The sequence below is a fragment of the Kocuria sp. WN036 genome, from assembly GCF_002287015.1.
Classification (GTDB): domain Bacteria; phylum Actinomycetota; class Actinomycetes; order Actinomycetales; family Micrococcaceae; genus Kocuria; species Kocuria rosea.
This window is the reverse complement of the sequence record NZ_NSKF01000006.1, coordinates 119,536-145,716: the sequence shown is the minus strand read 5'-3', so window position 1 is coordinate 145,716 and position 26,181 is coordinate 119,536. Positions and strand designations below refer to the sequence as shown.

Annotated in this window: 26 protein-coding genes; 25 read left to right on the top strand and 1 reads right to left on the bottom strand. The window is 75.0% G+C overall.

Translation table 11 applies throughout. From position 1 onward, the window contains the following. Positions 1-1,624 (top strand): AAA family ATPase (locus CK505_RS06195; protein ID WP_176475298.1); only part of this gene is annotated, 1,624 nt, incomplete at its 5' end. A gap of 26 nt (positions 1,625-1,650) precedes the next feature. Here the strand turns inward: CK505_RS06195 and CK505_RS06190 are convergent. Continuing rightward, complete coding sequence (locus CK505_RS06190; protein WP_095650552.1) at positions 1,651-2,886, bottom strand: MFS transporter; 1,236 nt, start codon at positions 2,884-2,886, stop codon at positions 1,651-1,653. A gap of 82 nt (positions 2,887-2,968) precedes the next feature. Here CK505_RS06190 and ftsY point away from each other — a divergent pair, with 82 nt between their 5' ends. The 24 genes from ftsY (at position 2,969) to CK505_RS06070 (ending at position 25,910) form a co-directional block, all read left to right on the top strand. After that, positions 2,969-4,114 carry a signal recognition particle-docking protein FtsY gene (gene ftsY / locus CK505_RS06185; RefSeq protein WP_095650551.1) on the top strand — a complete coding sequence of 382 codons (1,146 nt, stop codon included), beginning with the start codon at positions 2,969-2,971 and terminating at the stop codon, positions 4,112-4,114. 208 nt (positions 4,115-4,322) lie between these two features. Continuing rightward, a complete protein-coding gene (locus tag CK505_RS06180) occupies positions 4,323-5,636 on the top strand; it encodes an ammonium transporter (RefSeq protein ID WP_081615781.1) in 1,314 nt (437 codons plus the stop codon). A 51-nt stretch (positions 5,637-5,687) separates the two neighbouring features. Beyond that, the gene (locus CK505_RS06175) at positions 5,688-6,026 is read left to right on the top strand and encodes a P-II family nitrogen regulator (RefSeq protein ID WP_017833766.1); all 339 of its coding nucleotides are present in this window, start codon (positions 5,688-5,690) and stop codon (positions 6,024-6,026) included. A gap of 199 nt (positions 6,027-6,225) precedes the next feature. Continuing rightward, complete coding sequence (gene ffh / locus CK505_RS06170) at positions 6,226-7,809, top strand: signal recognition particle protein (RefSeq protein WP_017833765.1); 1,584 nt, start codon at positions 6,226-6,228, stop codon at positions 7,807-7,809. 7 nt (positions 7,810-7,816) lie between these two features. After that, on the top strand, positions 7,817-8,302 hold the full coding sequence (locus CK505_RS06165) for an NUDIX hydrolase (RefSeq protein ID WP_017833764.1): 486 nt from the start codon (positions 7,817-7,819) through the stop codon (positions 8,300-8,302). A gap of 71 nt (positions 8,303-8,373) precedes the next feature. Then, complete coding sequence (locus CK505_RS06160; protein ID WP_109244288.1) at positions 8,374-9,681, top strand: hypothetical protein; 1,308 nt, start codon at positions 8,374-8,376, stop codon at positions 9,679-9,681. A 67-nt stretch (positions 9,682-9,748) separates the two neighbouring features. Continuing rightward, positions 9,749-11,257, top strand: coding sequence for a sensor histidine kinase (locus CK505_RS06155; RefSeq protein WP_095650549.1), 1,509 nt, complete (start codon positions 9,749-9,751; stop codon positions 11,255-11,257). Next, positions 11,254-11,943 carry a response regulator transcription factor gene (locus CK505_RS06150; RefSeq protein ID WP_095650548.1) on the top strand — a complete coding sequence of 230 codons (690 nt, stop codon included), beginning with the start codon at positions 11,254-11,256 and terminating at the stop codon, positions 11,941-11,943. Before CK505_RS06155 ends, CK505_RS06150 begins: the two co-directional genes overlap by 4 nt. A gap of 160 nt (positions 11,944-12,103) precedes the next feature. Continuing rightward, the gene (locus CK505_RS06145; RefSeq protein WP_017833760.1) at positions 12,104-13,045 is read left to right on the top strand and encodes an ABC transporter ATP-binding protein; all 942 of its coding nucleotides are present in this window, start codon (positions 12,104-12,106) and stop codon (positions 13,043-13,045) included. Beyond that, positions 13,042-14,223, top strand: coding sequence for an ABC transporter permease (locus CK505_RS06140; RefSeq protein ID WP_095650547.1), 1,182 nt, complete (start codon positions 13,042-13,044; stop codon positions 14,221-14,223). Before CK505_RS06145 ends, CK505_RS06140 begins: the two co-directional genes overlap by 4 nt. Before the next feature lie 181 nt (positions 14,224-14,404). Then, on the top strand, positions 14,405-14,839 hold the full coding sequence (rpsP, locus tag CK505_RS06135; RefSeq protein ID WP_031283142.1) for a 30S ribosomal protein S16: 435 nt from the start codon (positions 14,405-14,407) through the stop codon (positions 14,837-14,839). Between the two features lie 2 nt (positions 14,840-14,841). Continuing rightward, positions 14,842-15,084, top strand: a complete 243-nt coding sequence (locus CK505_RS06130) for an RNA-binding protein (protein ID WP_017833757.1) — start codon at positions 14,842-14,844, stop codon at positions 15,082-15,084. A 139-nt stretch (positions 15,085-15,223) separates the two neighbouring features. Next, on the top strand, positions 15,224-15,862 hold the full coding sequence (rimM, locus tag CK505_RS06125) for a ribosome maturation factor RimM (protein ID WP_095650546.1): 639 nt from the start codon (positions 15,224-15,226) through the stop codon (positions 15,860-15,862). After that, a complete protein-coding gene (gene trmD, locus CK505_RS06120; protein WP_017833755.1) occupies positions 15,862-16,680 on the top strand; it encodes a tRNA (guanosine(37)-N1)-methyltransferase TrmD in 819 nt (272 codons plus the stop codon). Before rimM ends, trmD begins: the two co-directional genes overlap by 1 nt. 195 nt (positions 16,681-16,875) lie before the next feature. Next, complete coding sequence (rplS, locus tag CK505_RS06115) at positions 16,876-17,280, top strand: 50S ribosomal protein L19 (RefSeq protein WP_017833754.1); 405 nt, start codon at positions 16,876-16,878, stop codon at positions 17,278-17,280. Positions 17,281-17,296: 16 nt separating this feature from the next. Then, positions 17,297-17,977, top strand: a complete 681-nt coding sequence (lepB, locus tag CK505_RS06110) for a signal peptidase I (protein WP_095650545.1) — start codon at positions 17,297-17,299, stop codon at positions 17,975-17,977. Positions 17,978-18,039: 62 nt separating this feature from the next. Beyond that, complete coding sequence (lepB, locus tag CK505_RS06105; protein ID WP_255250895.1) at positions 18,040-18,945, top strand: signal peptidase I; 906 nt, start codon at positions 18,040-18,042, stop codon at positions 18,943-18,945. Next, the gene (locus CK505_RS06100) at positions 18,935-19,708 is read left to right on the top strand and encodes a ribonuclease HII (RefSeq protein WP_095650544.1); all 774 of its coding nucleotides are present in this window, start codon (positions 18,935-18,937) and stop codon (positions 19,706-19,708) included. Before lepB (CK505_RS06105) ends, CK505_RS06100 begins: the two co-directional genes overlap by 11 nt. Continuing rightward, positions 19,705-20,049, top strand: a complete 345-nt coding sequence (locus CK505_RS06095; protein WP_017833750.1) for a DUF2469 domain-containing protein — start codon at positions 19,705-19,707, stop codon at positions 20,047-20,049. The genes CK505_RS06100 and CK505_RS06095 overlap by 4 nt, the downstream gene beginning before the upstream one ends. Positions 20,050-20,161: 112 nt before the next feature. Next, positions 20,162-20,530, top strand: a complete 369-nt coding sequence (locus CK505_RS06090) for a YraN family protein (RefSeq protein WP_017833749.1) — start codon at positions 20,162-20,164, stop codon at positions 20,528-20,530. A gap of 174 nt (positions 20,531-20,704) precedes the next feature. After that, positions 20,705-21,877 (top strand): hypothetical protein, encoded by a 1,173-nt coding sequence (locus tag CK505_RS06085; RefSeq protein ID WP_095650543.1) that lies wholly within the window; start codon positions 20,705-20,707, stop codon positions 21,875-21,877. 165 nt (positions 21,878-22,042) lie between these two features. After that, positions 22,043-23,614: a YifB family Mg chelatase-like AAA ATPase gene (locus CK505_RS06080; protein WP_095650542.1), complete on the top strand. Its 1,572-nt coding sequence runs from the start codon at positions 22,043-22,045 to the stop codon at positions 23,612-23,614. A gap of 127 nt (positions 23,615-23,741) precedes the next feature. Beyond that, positions 23,742-24,950: a DNA-processing protein DprA gene (gene dprA / locus CK505_RS06075; protein WP_095650541.1), complete on the top strand. Its 1,209-nt coding sequence runs from the start codon at positions 23,742-23,744 to the stop codon at positions 24,948-24,950. Between the two features lie 9 nt (positions 24,951-24,959). After that, positions 24,960-25,910, top strand: a complete 951-nt coding sequence (locus CK505_RS06070; RefSeq protein WP_017833745.1) for a tyrosine recombinase XerC — start codon at positions 24,960-24,962, stop codon at positions 25,908-25,910. The last annotated feature ends 271 nt before the right edge of the window (positions 25,911-26,181 follow it).

Sequence of the window (26,181 nt, the reverse complement as noted above, 5' to 3'; positions counted from 1 at the left end):
CTCCGGCGCGGCGGCCGCGGCGCGGGACGCCGCCCGCCGGGCCGCCGAGGAGACCGCGGGGCTGCTGCGCGCCGCCGAGCGCACGGCGGACCGGGCCGCGTCCGAGCTCTCCCGGGTCCGGGCCGTGCTGGACTCGGCCGAGGCGGAGACCCGGCGCTACGACGAGCAGGTCGCGGCCGCGCGGGAGCATCTGGCCCGGGAGCAGGAGCGGCTGCGCGAGGCCGCCGAGCGGCTCGGGGCCGCCGAGAAGCACGGCGAGGAGGACACCGAGACCGTCCAGCTCGAGGCCGCCGCCCGCCGCGACGAGCTGCACCGGGCCGCCACGACGGCCCGCACCGCGGAGACGGAGGCCCGGCTCACCCTGCGCTCCCTCGAGGAGCAGGCCCGGGCCCTCGGCAACCGGGCCGCGTCCCAGGAGCGGGCCGCCGCCGCCGAGCGCCGGGCGCGGGAGGAGGCGGAGCGGCGGGCCCGGCGCCGCCGGATCCAGGCCCGCAACGCCGAGGCGGTGCTCGCCGGCGCCGAGCAGCTGCTCGAGCTCGTGGCGGCGTCCGCGGCGGTCGCCGCCGCGGAGCGGGACCGGGCCGAGGCCGTCCGCGCCGGGCTGGACGCGGAGCTGACGGACCTGCGCGCCGCCAACGACCGGCTCGCCGCGCGGCTCGCCGGGCTCACCGACTCCGTGCACCGGGACGAGCTGGCCCGCACCCAGCAGCGCGCCCGGATCCAGGCCCTGGAGGACCGCTCCCTCGAGGAGCTGGGGCTCACCCCGGACGCGCTCGTGGAGCACTACGGACCGCACCTGCTGATCCCCGACCCCGACCTCGACCCCGAACCCGGCGCCGGCGCGGGCTCCGACCGCGGCCCCGGGGCGCCGCAGGACGACGCGCCGGCGGCGGCCGAGGACGGCCAGGACGCCCTGTTCGGCGTCGCGTCCGGCGACCCGGCCGAGGCCGCGGGAGGCGCCCCCTACGTGCGCGCCCAGCAGGAGGCGCGGCTGCGCCGGGCCGAGAAGGAGCTCGCCTCCCTGGGGCGGGTGAACCCGCTGGCGCTGGAGGAGTTCGCCGCCCTCGAGGAGCGCCACCGCTTCCTGGCCGAGCAGCTCGAGGACCTCAAGCGCTCCCGGCAGGACCTGCGCAGCATCATCCGCGACGTCGACGAGCACGTGGAGCGCGTCTTCGCGGAGGCCTACGCCGACACCGCCCGGGAGTTCGAGGGCGTCTTCGCCACCCTGTTCCCGGGCGGGGAGGGGCGGCTGCGCCTCACCGACCCCACGGACATGCTCAGCACCGGGATTGACGTGGAGGCGCGCCCGGCGGGCAAGAAGATCAAGCGGCTGTCCCTGCTCTCCGGCGGGGAGCGGTCGCTGACGGCGATCGCGCTGCTCGTGGCGATCTTCAAGGCCCGCCCCTCGCCCTTCTACGTCATGGACGAGGTCGAGGCCGCTCTCGACGACCGCAACCTCGGTCGGCTGCTGAGCATCTTCCGCCAGCTGCAGGAGACCTCGCAGCTGATCATCATCACCCACCAGAAGCGGACCATGGAGATCGCCGACGCCCTCTACGGGGTCGCGATGCGCGGGGACGGCGTGACCACCGTGATCGGGCAGCGGCTCGCCGAGCTGCGCTGAGCCCGCCGTGCTCCAGCCCGGGGCCGCTACTGCCCGGTGCCGCGCACGGGCGGGGTCTCGGGCCGCTCCATCGTGTCCCGCACCGGCAGCCAGGCCCCGGCGGCCAGCAGCATGATGGCCCCGGAGACCCCGAAGGCCCAGCCGAAGCCCGCGGCGTCGGCCAGCGCACCGGCCACCACGGGGCCGAGGATCTGCCCGGCGTCGGCGCTCATCTGGAACCGGGCCAGCACCGGTCCGCCGGCCCGGTCCGGTCCGATGACGTCGGCCACGGTCGCCTGCTGGCCCGGGTTCAGGGTCCCGGAGCCCATCCCGGCCACGAGCGAGAGGACCACGAACCACGGGACGTCCTGGACCAGGCCCAGCCCCATGGTCGCGACCCCGTTGAGCACCAGGCCCGAGAGCACGAGCGGCCTGCGCCCGAACCGGTCCGTGAGCCGGCCGGTGACCGGGAGGGTCATCGCGTTGCCCGCGGCGTAGACCGCCAGGGCCAGGCCGGCCACGGCCGGGCCGGCCCCCAGCACGGCCACCGCGAACAGCGGCACGAGGGCCACCCGGATCCCGTGGGCGGTCCACCCGTTGGCGAAGCTGGAGACCAGGGCGGAGCGGTAGGCCCCCACCCGGCGCGCCTCGGCCACGGTCATCACCGGCTGGTTCCGGCGGTCCGCGCCGGCGCCGAGCACCTCGTCCTTGAGCCGGAAGTGCACCACGGCCACGGCCACCAGGAGCGACACCGCGTAGATCAGGAACGGCGCCTGCATGCCGAAGCCGGCGAGCAGGCCGCCGACCACGGGGCCGAGCACCCCGCCCACCAGGAACGCAGAGGCGTAGTAGCCTGAGACGCGCCCGCGCATCCGCGGCGGCGCCAGCCGCACGATCAGCCCCATCGCCGAGATCGTGAACATCACCGAGCCGATCCCGCCGAGGCCCCGGAACAGCAGCAGCTGCCAGTAGGTCTGGGCGAAGGCGGTGGCCGCGGAGGACAGCGCGACGATGAGCACGCCGGTCACATAGGTCGGGCGCTCGCCGATCCGGTTCAGGATCCGCCCGCCCGCCGGCGCGAAGAGGAGGCGGGCCACGGCGAAGACGCTGACCACGGCCGAGGCCGCGGCCACCCCGACCCCGAAGGTCGTGGCGAACTGGGGGAGCACCGGGGCCACGATGCCGTAGCCGATCGCGATGACGAAGGCGGCGGCGATGAGCACCGTGATCTGCTGGGGAACGCGGTCGCGCTCGGGCGCGGCGGCGGCGGGCTGGACAGGCACCCGTCGAGTCTAGGACCCCGGGCGGCGGCCCGGCCCCGCGGCCCCCGGCCCGGGGACCGGGCGGTGTGAGAAGCTGGGCGACGTGGATTCGATACCCGTTCTCGCATACGTGCTCATCGCCGTCGTGGTCCTCGGTCTGCTCGGGCTGGTCCTGCTGCGGGGGCCCAAGGCGCCCCGCGGCGGCTACCCCTCCACCCGGGACCCCGACGACCTCGAGGGCGGCCCCGTCGCAGCCCCCGGGGACCTGGAGCCCGGCACCGCTCCGGTCCCGCCCGCCGACACCCGGCCGGCCCTCGACCGCCCCGAGTCCGCCGCGTCCCGGATGGCGCGGCTGCGCGGGCGGCTGGCCAGGTCCAACAACGTCTTCGGCAAGGGCCTGCTGGTCCTGCTCTCGCGCGACCGCATCGACCAGGACGTGTGGGACGAGATCGAGGAGACGCTGCTGCTCGCCGACCTCGGCACCGACTCGTCCATGGCCCTCGTCGAGGCCCTCCAGCGCCGGGTCAAGGTCGAGGGCACCAACGACCCCGCCCACGTGAAGGCCATGCTCCGGGAGGAGCTCCTCGCGCTGGTCGACCCGTCGATGGACCGGTCCCTGGCCGTGGAGCGCAAGGGGCCGGTCCCCGCCGTCGTCCTCGTGGTGGGCGTCAACGGCGTGGGCAAGACCACCACCGTGGGCAAGCTCGCGCGCGTGCTCGTCGCCGAGGAGAAGGACGTGGTGCTCGGCGCCGCGGACACCTTCCGCGCCGCGGCCGCCGACCAGCTCTCCACCTGGGGCGCCCGCGTGGGCGTGCCCACCGTGCGCTCGCACGTCGAGGGCGCCGACCCCGCCTCGGTGGCCTACGACGCCGTGACCGCCGGCATCGAGCACGAGGTGGACGTCGTGATGATCGACACCGCCGGCCGGCTCCAGAACAAGGCGGGGCTGATGGACCAGCTCGGGAAGATCAAACGGGTCGTGGAGAAGGCCGCCGCCGTCGACGAGGTGCTGCTCGTCATCGACGCGACCACCGGGCAGAACGGCATGACCCAGGCGCGGGTCTTCGCCGAGGTGGTCGACGTCACCGGCATCGTCCTCACCAAGCTGGACGGCACCGCCAAGGGCGGCATCGTGGTCGCCATCCAGAAGAGCCTCGGGGTGCCGGTCAAGCTCATCGGCCTCGGCGAGGGGCCCGACGACCTCGCGCCCTTCGAGCCCGAGAGCTTCGTGGACGCCCTGCTCGACTGATCCGTCCCCCTTTTCCCCCACACGCCCGCCGCAGTTCACGTGCTCGTAACCATTGCGGCGGGCGTGAAACATGTCCGCAACCCCGCGCGGCGGCAGGCGAAACATCTCTCTCGGAGACTCGACAGTGAACGGTGAGCACCGGACGGCCCCTCGGGGAACGGGCCAGTGGCACCGGTGACCTGACAAGCTTCAGAGAGAGGTGCACATCGTGGAAATCACCGCTGGACACGTGTGGACGATCGTGGCGGCAGCCCTGGTCTTCTTCATGACCCCCGGACTGGCCCTGTTCTACGGAGGGATGACCCGCGCCAAGGGCGTCCTGAACATGATGATGATGAGCTTCATCTCCATCGCGTTCGTCTCCGTGGTGTGGGTCCTGTGGGGCTACTCCATGAGCGGCGGGGACCCGCTGCTGGGCGGACTCACGGGCAGCCCCGTGCCGTCCTTCGCCCTGGCCGACATCATGGGCACCGAGGACCTCCTCGGCGCCGCCTACGGCGGGACCTTCGCCATCATCACCGTCGCCCTGATCTCCGGGGCGATCGCCGACCGGGCCCGCTTCGGCGCCTGGGCCGTGTTCGTGCCCGTCTGGGCCACGCTCGTCTACGCCCCCCTGGCCTACATGGTCTGGGGCGGCGGGCTGCTCACCGAGGACGGCGCCGTGGGCTCCGCGATCGGCGAGGCCATCGACTTCGCCGGCGGCCTCGTGGTGCACATCAACGCCGGCGTGGCCGCGCTGATCCTCATCATGATCGTCGGCGCCCGCCAGGGCTTCGGCAAGGACCCGAGCCAGCGCCCCCACAACCTGCCGCTCGTGATGCTCGGCGCCGCGATCCTGTGGTTCGGCTGGTTCGGCTTCAACGCCGGTGCCGCGGGCACCGCCGAGCAGGCCGGCCTCATCTGGATCAACACCCTCGTGGCCCCCTCCGCGGCCATGCTGGGCTGGCTGCTCACCGAGCGCATCCGCGACAAGCACGCGACCTCCCTGGGCGCCGCCTCCGGCGCCGTGGCCGGGCTCGTGGCCATCACCCCGGCCTGCGCCAACGTCTCCCCGGTCTGGGCGATCGTGATCGGCTTCGTGGCCGGCATCTGCTCCGCCCTCGCCGTGGGCCTGAAGTACCGGCTGCGCATGGACGACTCCCTGGACGTCATCGGCGTGCACCTCGTCTCCGGCATCGTCGGCACCGTGGCCCTGGGCTTCGTGGCGCTGCCCTCCGAGGGCACCGCGGGCCTGTTCTACGGCGGCGGCTTCGGCCTGCTGCTCACCCAGGTCGTCGCGGTGCTCGTCTCGGTCCTGTACTGCGCCGTGCTCACCTTCGTCATCGCCATCGCGATCGACAAGACCATCGGCTTCCGGATCACGGAGCGGGACGAGATCGACGGCATCGACATCACCCAGCACGCCGAGTCCGGCTACGCCCTGGCCGGGGACGCCACGGGCTCCTTCAGCCCCGGCCGGCACGCCGCGGGCGAGGACGCCTCGTCCTTCGAGCCCGGCCGCTCCGAGCCGGTGCACAGCTGAGCCGTGCGGCGACCGCCGGCGCATTCCCTCCTCACGAAAGGCATCCCTTCCATGAAACTCGTCACCGCGATCGTGCGCCCCGAGAAGTTCAAGGACATCAAGTCCGCCCTCGAGTCCTACGGCGTCCAGGGCATGACGGTCCAGAACGTGCACGGCTACGGGCAGCAGCGCGGGCACACCGAGGTCTACCGCGGCGCGGAGTACACGGTGGACCTGCTCGAGAAGGTCCGGGTCGAGATCCTCGTGGACAACCACCAGGCCACGGACATCGTCGACGTCATCGTCTCCTCCGCGAACACCGGCCGCGCCGGTGACGGGAAGGTGTGGGTCACCGACGTGCACCAGGCCGTGCGCGTGCGCACCGGCGAGCGCGACGAGACGGCGCTCTGACCCCACCCGTCCCGACGGCCGGCCCCCTCCACCGGGAGGGGGCCGGCCGTCGTCGTCCCCGCACGGCGACGGGGCGGGCCCCGCGCCGCCCGGAGTTGCTAACCTTGGACACTGACCCGCCACACCGGGCCGGGCCGCGGCCCGCGGCGCAGACCGCGGGGCACCGGCCGCCTCCCTCGACGAAAGCAGCTTTCGACCCGTGTTCAATTCACTGTCCGACCGGTTGACCGCCACCTTCAAGAACCTCAAAGGCAAGGGACGCCTGACCGAGGCGGACGTCGACGCCACCGTGCGGGAGATCCGCCGCGCCCTGCTCGACGCCGACGTCGCCGTGCCGGTCGTGCGGGAGTTCACCGCCGCGGTCAAGGAGCGCGCCCTCGGGCTCGAGGTCTCCGAGGCGCTGAACCCCGGCCAGCAGGTCGTGAAGATCGTCAACGAGGAGCTGCAGAACATCCTCGGAGGCCAGACCCGCCGGATCCGGATGGCCAAGACCGGGCCCACGATCATCATGCTCGCCGGCCTCCAGGGCGCCGGCAAGACCACCCTGGCCGGCAAGCTCGGCAAGTGGCTCAAGGGCCAGGGCCACCGCCCCCTGCTCGTGGCCTCCGACCTCCAGCGGCCCAACGCGGTCACCCAGCTCAAGGTCGTGGGCGAGCGCGCCGGCGTGCCGGTCTTCGCCCCGCACCCGGGCACCACCTCGGAGTTCGACGACCCCACGGGCGACCCCGTGCAGGTCGCCCGGGACGGCGTGGCCCAGGCCCGCGCGCGGCTGCACGACGTGGTCATCGTGGACACCGCCGGCCGCCTCGGCATCGACGAGGCCCTCATGGACCAGGCCCGCGACATCCGCGACGCCGTCCGGCCCGACGAGGTGCTCTTCGTCATCGACGCCATGATCGGCCAGGACGCCGTGAACACGGCCCAGGCCTTCAACGAGGGCGTCGACTTCACCGGCGTGGTCCTGTCCAAGCTCGACGGCGACGCCCGCGGCGGCGCCGCGCTGTCCGTGGCCTCCGTGACCGGCAAGCCCATCATGTTCGCCTCCACCGGGGAGAACGTCGACGACTTCGAGCAGTTCCACCCGGACCGCATGGCGTCCCGCATCCTCGACATGGGCGACGTCCTCACGCTGATCGAGCAGGCCGAGAAGCAGTGGGACCGCGACGAGGCCGAGAAGATGGCCCGGAAGTTCACCGACCAGGAGGACTTCACCTTCGAGGACTTCCTCGCGCAGATGCAGCAGCTGCGCAAGATGGGGTCGATGAAGAAGATGCTCATGATGATGCCGGGCGCCGCCGGCATGCGCGAGCAGCTCGAGAACTTCGACGAGCGCGAGATCGACCGCGTCGAGGCCATCGTCCGGTCCATGACCCCGCACGAGCGGGTCGCGCCCAAGATCATCAACGGCTCCCGCCGCGCCCGCATAGCGAAGGGCTCGGGCGTCACCGTCTCCGAGGTGAACCAGCTCATGGAGCGCTTCGCCCAGGCGCAGAAGATGATGAAGCGCCTGGCCCAGGGCAAGGGCGTGCCCGGCATGCCCGCCGGCATCCCCGGCATGCCCGGTGCGGGCGGCGGCCCGAAGAAGGGCAAGGGCAAGGGCGCCGCGAAGAAGGGCGGGTCCCGCTCCGGCAACCCCGCCAAGCGGGCGCAGGAGAACGCGGCCCTCGAGCAGCAGCGCAAGCAGAAGGCGCCCGCCGGATCGGCGTTCGGCGCGGCACCGGGGCAGCCGGACCCCGCGGACCTGAACCTGCCCAAGGGCTTCGAGAAGTTCCTGGGGCAGTGATCGCGCCGTGAGCTCCTACCTGTCCGAGACCGAGCTGAAGCAGTTCGTCGACTCGCTGCCCACCCGCCGCCTCGCCGCGGAGGCCCTCATCCGGGACCCCGAGGGCCGCGTGCTCCTCGTGGAGCCCAACTACAAGTCCGACTGGACCGTGCCCGGAGGCACCGTCGAGGCGGGGGAGGACCCCCGCACCGGGTGCTTCCGCGAGGTCGTCGAGGAGGTCGGCCTGCACCTGCCCGAGGGCCGGCTGCTCGTCGTCCACCACGGCGTGGCGATGGGCCTGTGGGGGGACTCGGTCTCCTTCGTCTACGACGGCGGCGTCATCGGCGCCGACACGCCCATCACGATCCAGGAGGAGGAGCTGCTCAGCCACCGCTGGACGGCGCCGGAGGACCTGGACCGGTACCTGCGGCCCGGATTGGCCCGACGCCTGCGGGCGGGCCTGGCCGCCCTCGAGGACGGCACCACGGCCGAGCTCGTCGACGGGCCCCGCTGAGCGCCCCGGGGCCACCGGGCGCACGCCCCGGACCCCCGGCCCGGCCCCGGCGACGGCGTAGCATGGACGCCATGACCTCACTCCCCGCCGACGACATCGCATCCCCCACCTCCGCGTGGGACCTGGTCCCGGCCACGGTGCTGTGCGCGACGGAGGACACCGCGTCCGAAGGACCCGGGCCGCGCCCCACCTGCGAGGGGATGCGCAAGGTCATCGCCCACCACCGCCTGATCAGCGCCTACGCCGAGGGCCCCCGGGCCACGCAGCTGATGTTCCTCGCCGACGCCGAGGGCCGGCTGGCGCAGGGGGCCGAGGACGGCTCCGTGCAGCCCGGCTGCACCCTCGACGAGCTCTCCGAGACCTTCGTGCGGATGACCGGCCAGCAGCTCCAGCCCGAGCACCCGGGGCTTCGCCGGGTGCTGCTCGTGCACCTGGACGCCCCCGAGCTGCCCGTGCTGGCGGCCCTGTCCGGCACCGGCTTCACCGCCGTGTCCCGGCACGGCTGGTCCGTGGTGGTCTTCGACGCCGAGGTCGACTTCTGGGCCGTGCGCACCGGTCTCGCCGAGACCGCCGTGGCGCTGTCCTCGGACGGGGCCACCCGCTCCTTCGAGGTCCTGCTCGCGGGGGAGGACCCGGCGTCCGTCACCGACCTCGAGGCGGCCGACGCCGTGTGCGCCCTCGAGTGGGGCCCCGACTGGCTCCCCGCGGGCGGCGTGTCCGTCGAGGCCGAGCAGACGCCGGCCGCCCGGTTCGAGCGCGACCTCGTCCGGCTGTGCTCCGGCGGCACCTCGGACCTGCAGATCGAGTCCGTGGCCTCCGTCTTCGACCTGGACCCGGCCGAGACCAACCGGCTGCGCAACTACGTGCTGGGGGAGTCCACCGACCTGGTCCTGGAGTCCGTCCTGCAGCTGCTGGGCCTGCCCGTGCTCGCCGCCAAGGTCGTCGAGGGCCACCGGGAGCTCACGGCCACCGAGGGCGCCGAGCACTACGAGCCCACGGGCGTGGGCTCGGCCCTGCTGCGGGGGATGACCACCGAGCCCACCGGCGACGGGCTGTTCGCGCGGTACCAGCGGGCCCTCGTCCGCCGCCCGGAGCTGCTGCTGGCCGTCGCCGGCACCGAGACGGCCCTCGGGGTGGGGCTCGCCGGCGCGGCCCGGCGCGGCGGGGCCGGGGCGCGCGTGCTCGGCACCCTCTCCGCGGCGCTGCTCGCGGACGCCGCCGCGGAGAGCGCCTACTACGCCGCCCTGCGCGGCGCGCGCCGCCGGCGGAACGAGGAGCGGCCCGCGGCCCCCGGGCCCGCCGCCCAGCTCTCCGAGCCCTCCGCAGCCCCCGGCTCGCGAGCACGCCTGCGCCGCTTCTTCGGCCTGCACCGCGGCTGAGAGCGCCCCCGCAGGATCCCCCGCGGGGCGGAAGTCCCGCGCCGCCGCCGCGGGCTACCGTGGGGGCGTGCACACCCGACCCACCACCGACCCGGACACCGACCCGGACGCGGGACCGGACCCGGCCCCCGTCCGGCGCGCTCCGCTCGCGGTGCGCGTCACCGCCTGGCTGAACGACCCCGAAGACCCGTTCTGGTCCCGGCCCGCGCCCACGGCGGCCCAGCGGCGCAACGACGTCCTGGCCGCCCTGGGCTTCCTGCTCGTCACCCTCCTCGCCTCCGTGCTGCTGCACAGCTACGCGGGGCTCGCCGAGGGGGACGAGCCCTGGCGCTTCTACCTCAGCACCGTGCTCATCGTGGTGCCCCTCGCCGTGCGCCGCCGCTTCCCGCTGCCGGTCGTGGTCGCGTCCTCCGCGCTGTTCCTGGGGCTGACGTACGCGAGCCCCACGGCCGCCATGACGCTGCCCTTCCAGGGCGCCTACTTCGCGGCCCTCTACGCCGCCGTCGCCTGGTCGCGCGACCGCCAGGCCCTGTGGGTCGCCATGTCGGTGGTCGTGGGCACCATGGGGCTGTGGCTGCTCGGCGCCTTCACCATCACCAACGCCTACGCGGACTTCCTCTCCGGTCTGGGCGAGGTCGACGGGCCGCTGCCCCAGCTGCCGTCCTACGCGGTGTACACCCTGATCGTGAACGCCGTGTACTTCGGGGGGGCGGTGCTGGCCGGGCGCGCGTCCTGGCGGGCCGCGCTGCAGCAGCACCGCCTCGCGGCCCAGGCGCAGCGGATCCGGGACCAGTCCGCCGAGATCGCCCGCCGCGCCGTCGTCGACGAACGGCTGCGCATCGCCAGGGAGCTGCACGACGTCGTCGCCCACCACGTGTCCGTCATCGGCATCCAGGCGGGGGCGGCGCGCAAGGTCCTGGACCGTGACCCCGCCGCCGCCACGACCGCCCTGCGCACGATCGAGGCGTCCAGCCGGACCGCCGTGGGGGAGATGCGCCAGCTGCTCGGCGTGCTCCGCGCCGAGGGCGAGGAGGGCGCCCCGGGCCCGGGCGGAGGCGCCCCCGACGCCGCGCGCCGGCCGGACCCCGGCCTCGCCGACATCGACGCCCTCGCCCGCCGGCACGCGGACAACGGGCTCGCGGTGGACGTCCGCACCGTCGAGGCCGTCCCGGGTGACCTGGACAGGATCCCGCCGGCCCTCGGCCTGTCCGTCTTCCGGTGCGCCCAGGAGTCCCTGTCCAACGTGATCCGCCACTCCACGGCCGGCACCGCGTCCGTCACCCTGCGCACCGGCCGCGGCCCGGAGGGGCAGCCGTGGTTCGAGCTCGAGGTCCTCGACGACGGCTCGCCCCGCCGCGGCACCGCCGGCACCGGGTTCGGCCTCCAGGGGCTGCGCGAGCGCGTCCGCCTGCACGGCGGCGAGGCGGAGATCGGGCCGCGCTCCGGCCGGCCCGGCTGGCGGGTCCGCACCCGCTGCCCCCTGCCCCCCGGCGGCACCGGGGAGGACGCCCCGGACGCGGCCGCCGGCGCCGCCTCCGGCGCCCCGGACGGGATTCTGCGAGGATCGGAGGCATGATCCGTGTCCTGCTCGCCGACGACCACGCCCTCGTGCGCTCCGGCTTCGCCATGGTCCTGTCCGTGGAGGACGACATCGAGGTCGTGGCCCAGGCCTCCGACGGCGCGCAGGCCGTCGCCGCCGCCCGCGACGGGGCCGTGGACGTGGCGCTGCTCGACGTGCAGATGCCGGTCATGGACGGCATCGAGGCCACCCGCCGGATCGTCGGGACCGGGTGCGCGAAGGTCGTGATCGTCACCACGTTCGACCGCGAGGACTACCTCTTCGACGCGCTCGCCGCCGGGGCCAGCGGGTTCCTGCTGAAGAACGCCGACCCGGACGACCTCGTGGAGGCCGTGCGCGCCGTGGCCGGCGGCCACGCGCTGCTCGCCCCCGAGGCCACGCTGCGCGTCATCCGGGCCCTGACCGCGGACGCCCCGGCACCCGCCCCCGAGGCCGCTCCCGCGCCGGCCGACCCCCTGCCGTCCGACCCCGCCCGGCGCCGGGTCGTCGAGTCCCTCACCGAGCGGGAGCACGAGGTGCTGCTGCTGGTCTCGGACGGGCTGTCCAACGCGGAGATCGCCCAGCGGCTGTTCCTCGGGCCCGCCACCGTCAAGACGCACGTGTCCAACATCCTCGCCAAGACGGGCTCCCGGGACCGGGTGCAGGCCGTCGTCTTCGCCCACCGGGCAGGCCTCGTCGACTGAGCGGGCTCCGCCCCGGGACGGAGGCAGCCGGCCGCGACCCGCTCCCCGGGGCACCCGCACTCCGCCCGGGTGGGGATCCGCCGGGGCCCCCGCGTTCGTAGGCTGACCACGAGCCGCCCGGCACCCACCGGGAGGACGCACCCCGAGAGGACCCGGGCCCATGAGCACCAGCACCACCCCCGCCGCGACCACGACCCGCTTCCGGAGCCGCCCCGAGGGGCACGTCCTGGAGGCGCGCGGCCTGAGCCGGTCCTTCGGGGGCCGCACCGTGGTCGAGGACGTCTCCTTCCGGGTCGAGCCCGGCCGGATGACCGGCTTCGTCGGCGCCAACGGCGCGGGCAAGACCACGACCATGCGGATGCTGATGGGCGTGCTGCGCGTCTCCGCCGGCGAGGTCCTGTGGGACGGACGTCCCGCCACCGCGGCGGACCGGGCCCGCTTCGGGTACATGCCCGAGGAGCGGGGGCTCTACCCCAAGCAGCCGGTGCTCGACCAGCTCGGCTACCTCGGCCGGCTCCACGGCATGGACCGCCGGGACGCCCTCGCGGAGGCCGGGCGGCTGCTGGAGCGCTTCGGCCTGGCCGAGCGCGGGAAGGACAGGCTGGAGTCCCTCTCCCTCGGCAACCAGCAGCGGGTGCAGGTCGCCGCCGCGCTCCTGCACGGGCCCGCCGCCCTGGTGCTGGACGAGCCGTTCTCCGGCCTGGACCCCGTGGCGGTGGACTCCATGGTCGAGCTGCTGCGCGAGCACACGGCCCAGGGCGTGCCCGTGCTCTTCTCGAGCCACCAGCTCGATCTCGTCGACCGGCTCTGCGACTCCCTGGTCGTCCTCTCCGGCGGCCGGGTCCTGGCCTCCGGCACGGCCGAGGACCTGCGCCGCACCGGTCCCCGCCGGCACCGGCTGCGCTGCGAGCAGGACGCCGGCTGGGTGCGGGACCTGCCGGGCGTGCGCGTCGTCGACGTCGACGGACCCGCCGCGGTGCTCGAGCTCGCGGACGCCGCCGCCCGCCGCCGCGTCCTCGAGACCGCCGTGCCCCGCGGGCTCCTGGAGTTCGCCGAGATCGTGCCCTCCCTGTCCGACGTCTACCGGGAGGTCACCCGATGAGCGCCCGCCCGCCCGCAGCCCGTCCCTGGTGGATCGTCACGTCCCGCGAGATCTCCGTCAAGCTGCGGGACCGGTCCTTCCTGCTCTCCACGGTGGTCACGGTGCTCCTCGTGGCCGCCTCGATCGCCGCCTCCGCCCTGTTCGGAGGCCGGGCCGCCGACCACGTCCTGGCGACCGCGGCGCCCGACGCGGCGCCCGTCGCGGCGCGGGCCGCGCAGGAGCTGGCCGAGCGCGGCGAGGACACCCTCACCGTGCACTCCGCCCACTCCCCGGACGCGGCCCGCGAGGCGGTGGCCGACGGGACCGCCGACGCCGCCCTGCTGCGGGACCTCGACGGGTGGACGGTGGTCGGCCAGGACGACGTCGACCCCGCCCTCGCGCGGGTCCTCGAGGACGCGGTGGCCGCGGAGATGCTGGCGGCCGGCGCCCGGGCCGCCGGGACGACCGCCGAGGAGCTGACCGCGGGTGCCGAGGTGCGCACCGAGCTGCTGTCCGGCGGACAGGACCGCGGCCCCGCACGGCTCGTGGTGGGCTTCGTCTTCGCGTTCCTGTTCTACCTGGCCGCCATCCTCTTCGGCATGGCCATCGCCAACTCCGTGCTCGAGGAGAAGCAGAACCGGGTCGTGGAGATCCTGGCCACCGCCGTCCCCGTCCGGCAGCTGCTCTACGGTAAGGTGCTCGGCAACTCCCTGCTCGCGTTCGGCCAGATCGGGCTCTACGCCGCGGTCGGCCTCGTCGGCGTCAACGTCACGGGCGCCGCCGCGGACGTCGGCTGGATCCTCGCCGCGTCCGGCTGGTTCGTGGCCTTCTTCGTGGCGGGCTTCGCCGCGCAGGCCTCCGTCTGGGCGGTCCTCGGCTCCCTGGCCTCCCGCTCCGAGGACCTCCAGACGAGCACCGGGCCGATCATGACGGTGCTCGTCGGAGCCCTCTTCGTGGGCCTCTACGCCGAGGGCGCGTGGCTCACGGCCGCGTCCTTCGTCCCGGTCGTCTCCTCGGTGGCGATGCCCATCCGGATGCTGGACGGCGGCGTCGCCTGGTGGCAGCCCGTGCTGTCCCTCGCGCTGGCCCTCGCCGCGGCCTGGGTGCTGCTGCGCCTCGGGGAGCGGATCTACCAGCGCGCCGTGTTCCAGGGCGGACGCTCCCTCACGTGGCGGGAGGCCGCACGCCTCGAGCAGTGAGCGGGCAGCGCGCCGCCGGACGCCGGACTTGACGGCGTCTGGCATACTGGACGGGTACTCGATGCGTGCGGTCCCTCTCGCCGCACGTTTCTCGTGTCCACAGAACCCCTGTGACCGGCCCGCCCCACGGGAGCGAGACCAGGGCGTTCACCTCATCCAAGAACCAGGAGAGTCCACACCAGTGGCTGTTAAGATCCGTCTCAAGCGCATGGGCAAGATGCGCGATCCCCGTTACCGCGTCGTCGTCGTCGACTCCCGCAAGAAGCGCGACGGCCGCGTCATCGAGGAGATCGGCAAGTACCACCCGACCGAGCACCCCTCCTACATCGAGGTCGTCTCGGACCGGGCCCAGTACTGGCTCGGCGTCGGCGCCCAGCCGTCCGAGGCCGTCGCCGCCATCCTGAAGGTGACCGGCGACTGGCAGCGGTTCAAGGGCGAGGAGGGCGCCGAGGGCACCCTCCGGACGCGCGAGCCCAAGGCCGAGTTCGTCGCCCCCGACAAGGGCTCCGTGATCGTCCCCGAGGCGATCACCCCCAAGGGCGAGAAGGCCGAGCCGGCCGCCCCCGGTGCCGAGTCCGACGACGCCCCCGCGGCTGACGCCGAGAAGGCCGAGTAGTCATGCTCGCCGACGCGTTGGAGCACCTGGTCCGCGGGATCGTGGACAGCCCCGATGACGTCGACGTCCGTGTCAAGAGCGGGCGCCGGTCGGAGACCCTCGAGGTCCGGGTGCACCCGGACGACCTCGGGCGGGTCATCGGCCGCCAGGGCCGCACGGCCAAGGCGCTGCGCACCGTCGTGGGCGCACTCGCCGAGGACGGCCCGGTCCGGATCGACGTCGTCGACACCGACCGCACCCGCTGAGGCGCGCACCGGGCGCCCCGGCGTCCGGTCCCGCCGCCCGCACGGTCCCCGCATCCGCACCGGATGCGGGGACCGTCGGCTTTTCCCCGCCACCGCACCCCTCCCCGCGGCCACCCGGCCGCCGACCCCCAGGAGATCCATGAAGGTCCAGGTCGCCCGCGTCGGCAAGCCCCACGGCATCCGGGGGGAGGTCACCGTGCAGCTGTTCACCGACGCCCCGGAGGAGCGCTTCGCCCCCGGCGCCCGGCTGCTGCTCGAGCCGTCCGTCCCCCTCGCCCCCGAGGGCGTGGTCACCGTGCGCGGGGCGCGCTGGAACAAGGCCGTGCTCGTGGTGGCCCTCGAGGAGGTCCCCGACCGCAACGGGGCCGAGACCCTGCGCGGAGCCCACCTCTACGCCGAGGCGCTGGAGGAGGACCCCGAGTCCGACGAGTGGTACGAGCACGAGCTGGTCGACCTCGAGGTGCGCACCGGCCCCGAGGACGGGTCGGGCCCGCGGATCGGCGTGGTCACCGGGCTGCGCACCCTGCCCGTCCAGGACCTGCTGGAGATCGAGCTCGACGAGGGGCGGCGCGAGGCCGTGCTCCCCTTCGTCGAGGAGATCGTCCCGGTCGTCGACCCCGAGGGGGGCTTCGTCGTGGTGACCCCTCCGCCGGGGCTGCTCGAGCTCGGCCTCGACGACGGGAAGCCCGACGAGGGGAACGACGACGACGGGAACGGCGACGCCGTGAACCCCGGCACCGGGGACCCCGCGGACGAGGCGACGGAGGGCGGGCGCTGATGCGCATCGACGTCGTCAGCATCTTCCCCGAGTACCTCTCCGCCCTGGACCTCTCCCTGATCGGCAAGGCCCGGCAGCAGGGCCTCCTCGAGCTGACCGTGACGGACCTGCGCGAGTTCACGACCGACCGGCACCGCACCGTGGACGACACCCCCTACGGCGGCGGGGCCGGCATGGTGATGAAGCCGGAGCCGTGGGCCGCGGCGCTCGGCGCCGTCCTCGGCGGCGGACCCGCGCCGGCGGGGGAGCGGCCGGTGCTGGTCGTGCCCTCCCCGGCCGGTGAGGTCTTCACTCAGGCCACCGCCCGCGAGCTGGCCCTGCGGGAGCACCTCGTCTTCGCGTGCGGGCGCTACGAGGGCATCGACGAGCGCGTGGTCGACTGGTCCCGCGAGCACTTCGAGGTCCGCCCCATGAGCCTCGGCGACTACGTCCTCAACGGCGGGGAGGTCGCCGTGCTCGCCATGGTCGAGGCCATCGGGCGCCTCGTGCCCGGCGTGCTCGGCAACCCCGAGTCCCTCGTGGAGGAGTCCCACGCCGACGGCCTGCTCGAGTACCCCGTCTACACCAAGCCCGCGCTGTGGCGGGACCGGCCGGTCCCCGAGGTCCTGCTCTCCGGCCACCACGGCCGGATCGCCCGCTGGCGGCGGGACCGCCAGCTGCAGCGCACCGCCGCCCGCCGCCCCGACCTCGTCGCGTCCCTCGACCCCGCCGGCCTGGACCGCGCGGACCGCGCCGTCCTGGCCGAGGCCGGGTGGGTCGTCTCGGGCGGACACGTGGTGCGCGCCGGGGACGGCGCCTCCGGGGAACCTGTGGCATAATGTTCAGCTGTGTGTCTGCTGGGCACGCCCCTGCCGCAGGGGGATGAGCGACCAACAGCCGGACACCCGGGACCCCGAACAGGGTTCCCGTCACCACGTCTTGCGGATCCCGCACCCGGACCGGGCACCGCCCCGCCACCACGGATCCGTGCCGACCCACGTGAGCGACCTGCGGCGTTCACCAGGAGAGTCACCATGAACATTCTCGACCAGCTCGACGCCAAGTCGCTGCGCAGCGACGTCCCCGACTTCCGGCCGGGCGACACCCTCAACGTGCACGTCAACATCGTCGAGGGCAGCCGCTCCCGCGTCCAGGTCTTCAAGGGCTTCGTCCTCGGCCGCCAGGGCGCCGGCGTGCACGAGACCTTCACCGTCCGCAAGGTCTCCTTCGGCGTGGGCGTGGAGCGCACCTTCCCGGTGCACTCCCCGGTCATCGAGAAGATCGAGGTCGTCACCCGCGGTGACGTCCGCCGCGCGAAGCTCTACTACATGCGCGACCGCCACGGCAAGGCCGCCCGCATCCGCGAGAAGCGCGACAACACCACGGCCAAGTCCTCGAAGTCCGGCAAGGCCGTCAAGTCCGGCAAGTCCGGCAAGTAGGACAGCGCGCGCTTCGGTGTCCACCGGAACCCGCGCACGGGACCCCCGCGCCACCGGGTCCCACGCCGTTCGGCGAGAACGCCAGCCCCGTGCTCGGGGCTGGCGTTCCGTCGTCCTCGCCCTCCTGGCGGCCGTGCTGGTCACGGGTCTGCTGCGCGCCTTCGTGCTGGACGTCTACTGGATCGGGTCGGACTCGATGCAGCCCACGGTCGAACCGGGGGACCGGGTGCTCGTGGGCAAGCTCGTCGACGAGGAAGCTCTCGAACGGGGCGACCTCGTGGTCTTCGACGGGCGGGGCAGCTTCGCCCCGCTGCACAGCGACGACCCGTGGCCCGTGCAGGTCCTGCAGACCCTCGGCCGGTGGAGCGGGCTCACCGGCTCGGACAGCGTGTACCTCAAGCGGGTCATCGGCACCCCCGGGGACACCGTCGCCTGCTGCGGTCCCTCCGGCCGCCTCGAGGTCGACGGCGAGGAGATCGTCGAGGACTACGTCCTCGACGGGGACCGGCCCAGCGAGGTCGAGTTCACCGCGGTGGTCCCGGAGGGCAGGCTCTGGCTGATGGGCGACCACCGGTCGGTGTCGGTGGACTCGCGCAGCCTGCTCGGCGCGCCCGGTGGCGGACTGGTCCGAGCGGATAAGGTCATCGGAGAACCCATTGCTGTTCTGTGGCCCCGGGACCGGGCCGGGCAGCTCTGACGCGATCCGCACGGATCCGGATCCGGACGCCCACAGGCGTCCGCCCAGGAAGGACGAGAGCAGTGGCCGACAGGACCCAGCCCGCCGGCGACGGCGTGCCCCAGGAGAACCACGGCGTCCCCGGTGACGCCGCCGTTCCCGTCCCGGCGGCGCCCACCGCCGACGCGGAGCGCGCCACCGCACCCCTCGACGGCGCCGAGGACGGGCAGGACCAGGCGTCGTCGCGCCGCGCGGGCCGGCGCTCCTCCGACCGGCGCTCCCGCAAGAAGCGCCCCGACACCTTCTGGGGCTCGGCGCGGGAGATCCTCCTCGTGCTGGTCTGGGCCGTGCTCATCGCGTTCGTCGTGAAGACCCTGCTGGTGCGGGGGTTCTACATCCCCTCCGGCTCGATGGAGAACACCCTCCAGCTCAACGACCGCATCTTCGTCAACGTGCTCGAGCCCACCTTCGGCCCGCTCGAGCGCGGGGACATCGTGGTCTTCGAGGACGCCAAGGGCTGGCTGCCGGCCCAGCCCGACAGCGGGGGCGGGCCGACCGACGCCGTCTACGACGCCCTGGCCTTCGTCGGCGTGCTGCCCGATCGCACCGACCAGCACCTCATCAAGCGCGTCATCGGGGTCGGGGGCGACACCGTGGCGTGCTGCGACGCCTCGGGGCAGGTCACCGTCAACGGGGAGGCCCTCGAGGAGCAGGACGCGTACCTCCACCCCGGGTCCGCGCCCTCGGAGCTCGAGTTCGAGGTCGAGGTCCCCGAGAACCACTACTTCGTGCTGGGCGACCACCGGGACGCGTCCGCCGACGCCCGGGTGCACCTGGCCGAGATCGCGGACAACGGCGCGTTCATCAGCCACGACGACGTCGTCGGGACCGCGTTCGTCATCGCCTGGCCGCTGGACCGGTTCCAGCTGCTGCAGAACCCGGACGAGGTCTTCGCGGACGTCGCCGACCGGTCCGCCGGTGGCTCCTGAGCCCCGGCCGGGCCGGCGCGCGGCGCCGCCCCGGGGCGGGGCCCCGGGGCTCGTCGTCGAGCGGTCCCTGCAGGAGCCGGACGGGCGCCTCGTCGGCGGGATGGACGAGGTGGGCCGCGGGGCCCTCGCCGGACCCGTCACCGCCGGGCTGGTCGTCCTGCGACCCGGGACCGGGCGCGGGGTCCCCGGGCTGCGGGACAGCAAGCTGCTCACCCCTGCACGGCGCGAAGCGCTCGTCCCCCGCATCCTCGCCTGGTGCGCGGCCGCCGGCGTCGGCCACGCCTCGCCGCAGGAGATCGACGGACTCGGGCTGACGGCCGCGCTGCGCCTGGCCGGACACCGGGCGATCGCGGCCGCGGCGCGGCGGGGGACGCCGCCCGACGTCGTGCTCCTCGACGGCGCGCACGACTGGCTCTCGGAGCCCGGCGCCGGGACGCTCTTCGGCGACCCCCCGCCCGCGGCGGACGGCCTCCCGGTGCACGGGTGGGAAGGACAGGTCGTGACCCGCGTCAAGGCCGACCTGACGTGCGCGTCCGTCGCCGCCGCCAGCGTGCTCGCGAAGGTCGAGCGGGACCGGGTCATGGGCGAGCTCTCCGCGGGCTGGCCGCAGTACGGTTGGGACAGCAACAAGGGCTACGGCGCCGTCCGGCACCGCCGCGCCCTCGAGGAGCACGGGACCACGCCGCACCACCGGCTCAGCTGGCGGCTCACGCAGGCGCCGCCCGCGGCCGCGCCGAGCACGATCGGAGACGGGACGACATGAGCGCCGAAGAACTCGAGAACTTCGAGACGGACCTCGAGCTGCAGCTGTACCGCGAGTACCGGGACGTCGCCGGGCTCTTCCAGTTCGTGGTGGAGACGGACCGCCGCTTCTACCTGGCCAACTCGGTCCGGGTCGAGCCGGTCGAGACGAAGAACGGGCTGTACTTCGACGTGGAGCTCAAGGACGCGTGGGTGTGGGACGTCTACCGCTCCGCCCGCTTCGTGAAGCACGTGCACGTCATGAGCTTCAAGGACGTCAACGTGGAGGAGCTCGCCCACGCGGACCCCTTCGCGGTGCCGGGCGCCGCCGGGCCCGTGCCGGAGGGGCCCGCGGCCCCCTGATCCGCCCTGCACACGGCCCCTGGGGCCCCTCGGCGGGGGACCGGCGGGGCGCACGATGAGGGCACCCGACCGGCCGCCGCCGGGACGGCGCCGCCGAGCAGGGAGGTGTCCCGTGTCCGAGGGACTGGGCGCGCGCGGCGAGCTGCTGGCGGCCGCCCACCTCGAGGCGCGGGGGTACCGCGTCCTGGAGCGCAACTGGCGCGCACGGCCCTCCCGGGACGGACTGCGGGGGGAGGCCGACCTCGTCGCGGAGCACGAGGGCTGGGTGGTCGTCGTCGAGGTGAAGACCCGCTCGAGCCTGCGGTACGGGCATCCGTTCGAGTCCATTACGCGGCAGAAGATCGTCCGTCTGCACCGCCTGGCGGCCGCCTGGGCGCGGGCCCACGACCGCGACCCCCGGGTGGTCAGGGTCGATGCCGTTGCAATTACTTTCGCACACGGCGGAGGACCGGAGATCGAGGTCCTGCGTCAGATCCAATGAGACGCGGCGCGCCCGGGCCCGCGTGACATGCCTCGTGCGACGTGCCAATGTTGAACCGTCGATGACCGGGAGTAACGACGGAGGTGTGCTGTGGTCGCTGCGGGACCGCTCGCCGCTCCACGACGCGCTGCGGCTCTCGCGGCGGCTGTCGCGCTGACCGCCACCGGGTGCGGCGTGCTGAAGGCCCCGGAGCCCGACGCGATCGCGCAGCCGGGCACCGTGACCACCGCGCCCAGCGGTCTCAGCCCGGGCCCGTACGCCCTCACCACCGACGAGGGCGCGGTCATCACCTTCGACCTGCCCACCGTGCCGGCCCCCGACGACGACGTCGAGCAGCTGCGGCGGGACCTGAACGTGGAGCCGGTGGTCTACGTGGAGCTGCACATCGACAACACCGAGGGCACCCGCACCGTCCAGATCGACGACCTCAAGGTGATCAGCCACGAGGGCGGGCAGTTCCCGTTCGAGCCGGTCGCCGAGGTCCTCTCCGACTGGGACCCCAACCGGTCCGGGGAGGGCGGCTTCTGGGGCGCCGACGGCTCCCCCCTCGACCCGCAGGAGGGCGCCCGGCTCGACGCCCGCACGCACGAGCTGATCGCCCAGTACACCGGTGCTGTCCCGGTCGGCGCCACGGGCCGGGAGCTCATGGTCGGCGACTTCGAGAGGCTGCCGAAGACCTTCGACGACATCGAGCTGTCCCCGTACCCCAACGACCGGTCACAGGACCCCGCCCCGGTCGGGCACGGGCCCGAGCAGCGCCAGTACCGGGCCGGGGTGCCGAAGCCGGCGCCCCGGGAGCGGATCGAGGCGGAACCGGCGCCGGCACCGGCGGCACCCGAACCCGCCCGTCCCGCCGCGCAGCCGCCTCGCGTGCCTGCCGCGCCGGTGCCGGCCGAACCCGCACCGGCCCCCGAGCCCGAGCCGGCGGCGCCGCAGCCGCCGGTGGAACCGGCGAACCCCCAGCAGCCGGTGGATCCGGTGATCCCTCCCGTCGTCCCTCCCGTGGAACCGACGCCGGAGCCCACGCCGCCGCCCGTTCCCCCGGTCACCCCACCGCCGGAGGAGACGATGCCTCCCGCCGAGAACCCCGACAGGGGCGAGGTCCCCACCCCGGGGCCCACCGCCGGCGCGTCGGCCTCGCCCTCGCCGAGCACCTCCAGGCGCTGGAACTGGCCCCCGCGCCCGGAACCCACGCCGACGCCCGCGCCGTCGGCCTCGACCACCACCCCGTCGCCGGCTCCGTCCCCCACGGCGACGCCCACACCCACGGCCTCCACGGGCGCTCCATCACCGGCCGCGACGCCCGGGCCGTCACCCTCGCTCCCCGGCGGGGCCGAACTGGCCTGAGCCGGCGGACTTCTCCACCGTCGGGCGGGCGGCACCGCCGCGATCCGCCGGCACGGCGCAGTCTGGGAACGAGGAGGTTCCCATGCACCGTCGTCGTCCCCTTCCGTTCCCCGTCCCCGGGCGCCGCCCCCGGGACCCCGTCGCGCCCGCCACCGGGGTGCGCTGATGGGCTTCGCACGCACCTGGGCGGTGGCCCTGGTCGGGCTCGACGGGTCGATGGTGGAGGTCGAGGCGGACATCGGGCAGACCCTGCCCGCCTTCTCCATCGTGGGGCTGCCGGACGCCGCGCTCAACGAGGCGAGGGAACGGCTGCGGGCGGCGGCGCGCAACAGCGGGATGCCCCTGAGCCCGCGCAAGCTCACGGTCAACCTGACCCCCGCGACGCTGCCCAAGCGGGGATCCCTCTTCGACCTCGCCATCGTGATGAGCGCCCTGCAGGCCGCCGGTGACGTGCCCGCAACCGGACGGACCGTCTTCCTGGCCGAACTGGGCCTGGACGGGGCGCTGCGGCCGGTGCGCGGCATCCTGCCGGCGGTCATGGCCGCCGTGCGCGCCGGGCACGAGCGGATCGTCGTCCCGGCGGCCAACGCGGCGGAGGCGGGGCTGGTCCCCGGCGCACGGGTGGAGGGCTTCCGCTGCCTCGCCGACGTGCTCGCCGGCGCCGGGGCCGATCCCGCCGGTCTGTGCCGGCCGGCACCTGCCGGGTCCGTCCCGGGCGGGGCAGCGCCGGGCCTGCCCGGGACGGGGGGCGCGGCGACCCACCCCGCAGCCCGCGCCGCACCGGATCTCGCCGACGTCGCCGGGCAGGCCGACGGGCGCCTCGCCCTGGAGATCGCCGCCGCCGGCGGGCACCACCTGCTCATGGTGGGCCCGCCCGGATCCGGCAAGACGATGCTCGCCGAGCGGCTCCCGGGCCTGCTGCCGGACCTCGAGGACGACGCCGCGATGGAGGTGACGGCCGTCCACTCGCTCAACGGGGCCGCCGGGCGGTGCACCGCCCTGATCCGGCGCCCTCCGTTCGAGGCGCCGCACCACACCGCCTCGGCGGCCGCCCTGTTCGGGGGCGGGTCCGGGATCCCGCGTCCCGGTGCCGCCTCCCGGGCGCACCGCGGCGTCCTGTTCCTCGACGAGGCCCCCGAGTTCGACCGCGGGGTCGTCGACGCGCTTCGCCAGCCCCTCGAGAACGGCCGGGTCGTGATCGACCGGTCCACGGCCTCGGCGGTCTATCCGGCCCGCTTCCAGCTGGTCCTCGCGGCGAACCCCTGCCCGTGCGGGCAGGCCGGGGGCCGGGGCGCCGACTGCACGTGCACCCCACGGATGCGCCGCAGCTACTTCGGCAAGCTGAGCGGTCCGCTGCTGGACCGGGTGGACCTGCAGATCGCGGTGCCGAAGGTCTCCTACGGCGAGCTCGCCGCCGGGGCGGGACAGGGGGAGAGCACGGCGGAGGTCGCCGTGCGCGTTGCCCGGGCGCGGGCGGCCCAGGCGGAGCGTCTGCGCGGCCTCGGGCTGCGCACGAACGCCGAGCTCGGGGGCAGCCTCCTGCACGGCGCCCTGCGTCCCCCGCGCCCGGTCACCGCCCCGCTGGAGCGGGCCATGGACCGAGGCTCGCTGACCGCCCGAGGGCACCAGCGGGTGCTCCGGGTCGCCTGGACGCTGGCCGACCTGGAGGGCCGGGGCGTCCCGGTGCTCGACGACGTCGACACCGCGCTGTACTTCCGCTCCCTCGTCCCGGCCTGAGCGCCGCCGCATCCGCCCCGTCCCGCCCGTCCCGCCCCGTCCCGCCCGGTCCGCCCCGTCCGGCCCGGTTGGTCCGGTCCGACCCATTCCGTCCAGTCCGACCCGTCCGCGACAGGAAGGCCCCGCCATGCACTCCGCCCCGCCCGGCACACGCTCCGGCCACGACCCGCTGCTGCTGGCCCGCGCCGGGCTGTCCCGGCTCGTGGAGCCGACCGACGCCACCGCCATGCTGCTGCTGGCGGCGCTCGGACCGGTCGCCGCGCTCGAGATCGCCACGGGGACGCGCCCCATCGGCGCCGGGGAGCACCCGGTGTTCGTGCGGGCGGCCGCCGAGGCCGGGTACGGTCCCCGGCAGGTCGACCTCCGGCGCGCCCTGGCCCGCTGGGCGCCCCGGGCGGCGGACCTCGACCCCTCCGCCGACCTGGGGATCGCCGCCCGGGCGGGAGCGTGGTTCGCGATCCCCGAGGACCCCGACTGGCCCGCGGCGCTGGCCGACCTGGGCCTGTTCCAGCCGGTGGGCCTGTGGGGCCGCGGCGACCGGCGGCTCCTCGGGTTCCCCGCCGCCCGCTCCGTCGCCGTCGTCGGCTCCCGGGACTGCTCGACCTACGGCCGGCAGGTCGCCCTGGACATCGCCGGCGCCCTGGCCGCCCGCGGCTGGACGGTGGTCTCCGGCGGTGCCCACGGCATCGACCAGGCCGCCCACTCGGCCGCGCTGGCCACCGGCACCGCGCACCCGCCCACGGTGTCGGTCATGGCGTGCGGGATCGACCGCCTCTATCCTCCGGGCAACCACGAGCTGCTCCACCGGGTCGAGGCCGCCGGGCTGCTGCTGGCCGAGGCCGCCCCCGGGTGCACGCCCAGCCGCTACCGCTTCCTCCAGCGCAACCGGATCATCGCCGCCCTCTCCGCCGGCACGGTGGTGGTCGAGGCCCGGTGGCGGTCCGGGGCGCAGAACACGGCCCACCACGCGGACGGGCTCAGCCGCCCGGTGGGCGCGGTGCCCGGCAGCGTCCACGCCGGCACCTCCGCCGGCTGCCACCGGCTGGTGCGGGAGGGCACCGCCGTCCTGGTCACGGACGTCGACGAGGTGCTCGAGCTCGTCCAGCCCCTCGGGACGGCGCCGGCGCCCGACCGCCCCGCCCCGGTCTCCGTCGTCGACGGGCTCTCGGACCGGGACCGCGTGCTCCTCGACGCGCTGCCCCTGAGGGTGCGCAGCCGCCCGGACCACCTGTCCCGCGTCGCCGGCCTGTCCGTCCGCGAGGTGCTGGGCGGGCTGCGCCGGCTCGAGGAGCGCGGCCTGGCGGAGGGGGCGGGGGAGGGGTGGCGCCGCCGCTAGAATCGCCGCATGACCTCCGACGCCGCCCCGCTGCCCACGGCCGTGGTCCGGGCCCTGGAGCGGTACACGGACCACCTGGTGCACGAGCTGGCGCGCAGCCCCCGCACCGTGGACGCCTACACGGGCGACCTCCGCGCCCTCTTCACCTGGCTGCACGCCCGGTACGGGGTCGCCGCGCCGGCCGCCGTGGACCTGGAGATGCTCCGGGCCTGGCTGGCCGCCCGGCACGCCGAGGGGGCGGGCCGCTCGTCCATGGCCCGCTGGACGGCGTCGGTCCGCGGTTTCTTCGGCTGGGCCGCCGGCACCGGCCTGGTGGGCGCCGACCCCAGTCTGCGGCTCGTCGCCCCGCGCCGCCGGCGCCACCTCCCGGACGTCGTGCCCGCCGACGGGATGCGCGAGCTGCTGGACGATCTCGCGGCCCGCTCCACCGAGCCCGGGACCGCGGGGGTGGAGGGCGCGCTCGTCGCCCGGGACCGCGCCCTCCTCGAGCTGCTCTACGCCACCGGTGCGCGGGTGGGCGAGCTCACGGGTGCCGACGTCGACGACGTCGACCGCTCCCGCCGCGTCCTCACGGTGATCGGCAAGGGCGACAAGCAGCGCACGGTGCCCTTCGGCCGCCCCGCCGACGACGCGCTGCAGCTCTGGCTGGCCCGCCGGCCCGTGCTGGCCGCGGCGGGCAGCGGGCCGGCGCTGTTCCTCGGGTCCCGGGGCGGCCGGATCGACGCCCGACAGGTCCGGCGCGTCGTGGAGCGGGAGCTCGGCACCGTCCCCGACACCGCCGCCCGGGGTCCGCACGCCCTGCGCCACTCGGCGGCCACGCACCTCGTGGACGGCGGCGCCGACCTGCGCACGGTGCAGGAGCTGCTGGGGCACGCCTCCGTGGCGACCACCCAGATCTACACGCACGTCTCCGTGGACCGCCTGGGAACCGTCTACCGACAGGCCCACCCCCGGGCCTGATGTGCGCCAGGGGCGGAGGATCGCGGAGCAACACGGCGTCCCGGGTTGACGCCCGTGGAATGTTTGCAGTTGAATGAGTGGCATATTGTACTCGACGTCCCGGACACGGCAACACGCTCGGAGCCGGCCGGAACGACGGGTGCGGCACCCGGGCGACCGGACGCCGCGCGGGCCTCGAATCCCCGCGGCGGGACGCGAGCCCGGACAACAGCATCGTCCGGTCGCGGCACGCTCGCCGCGGCCCGACGGGTGGGACCGCTTCCGTGCAGGG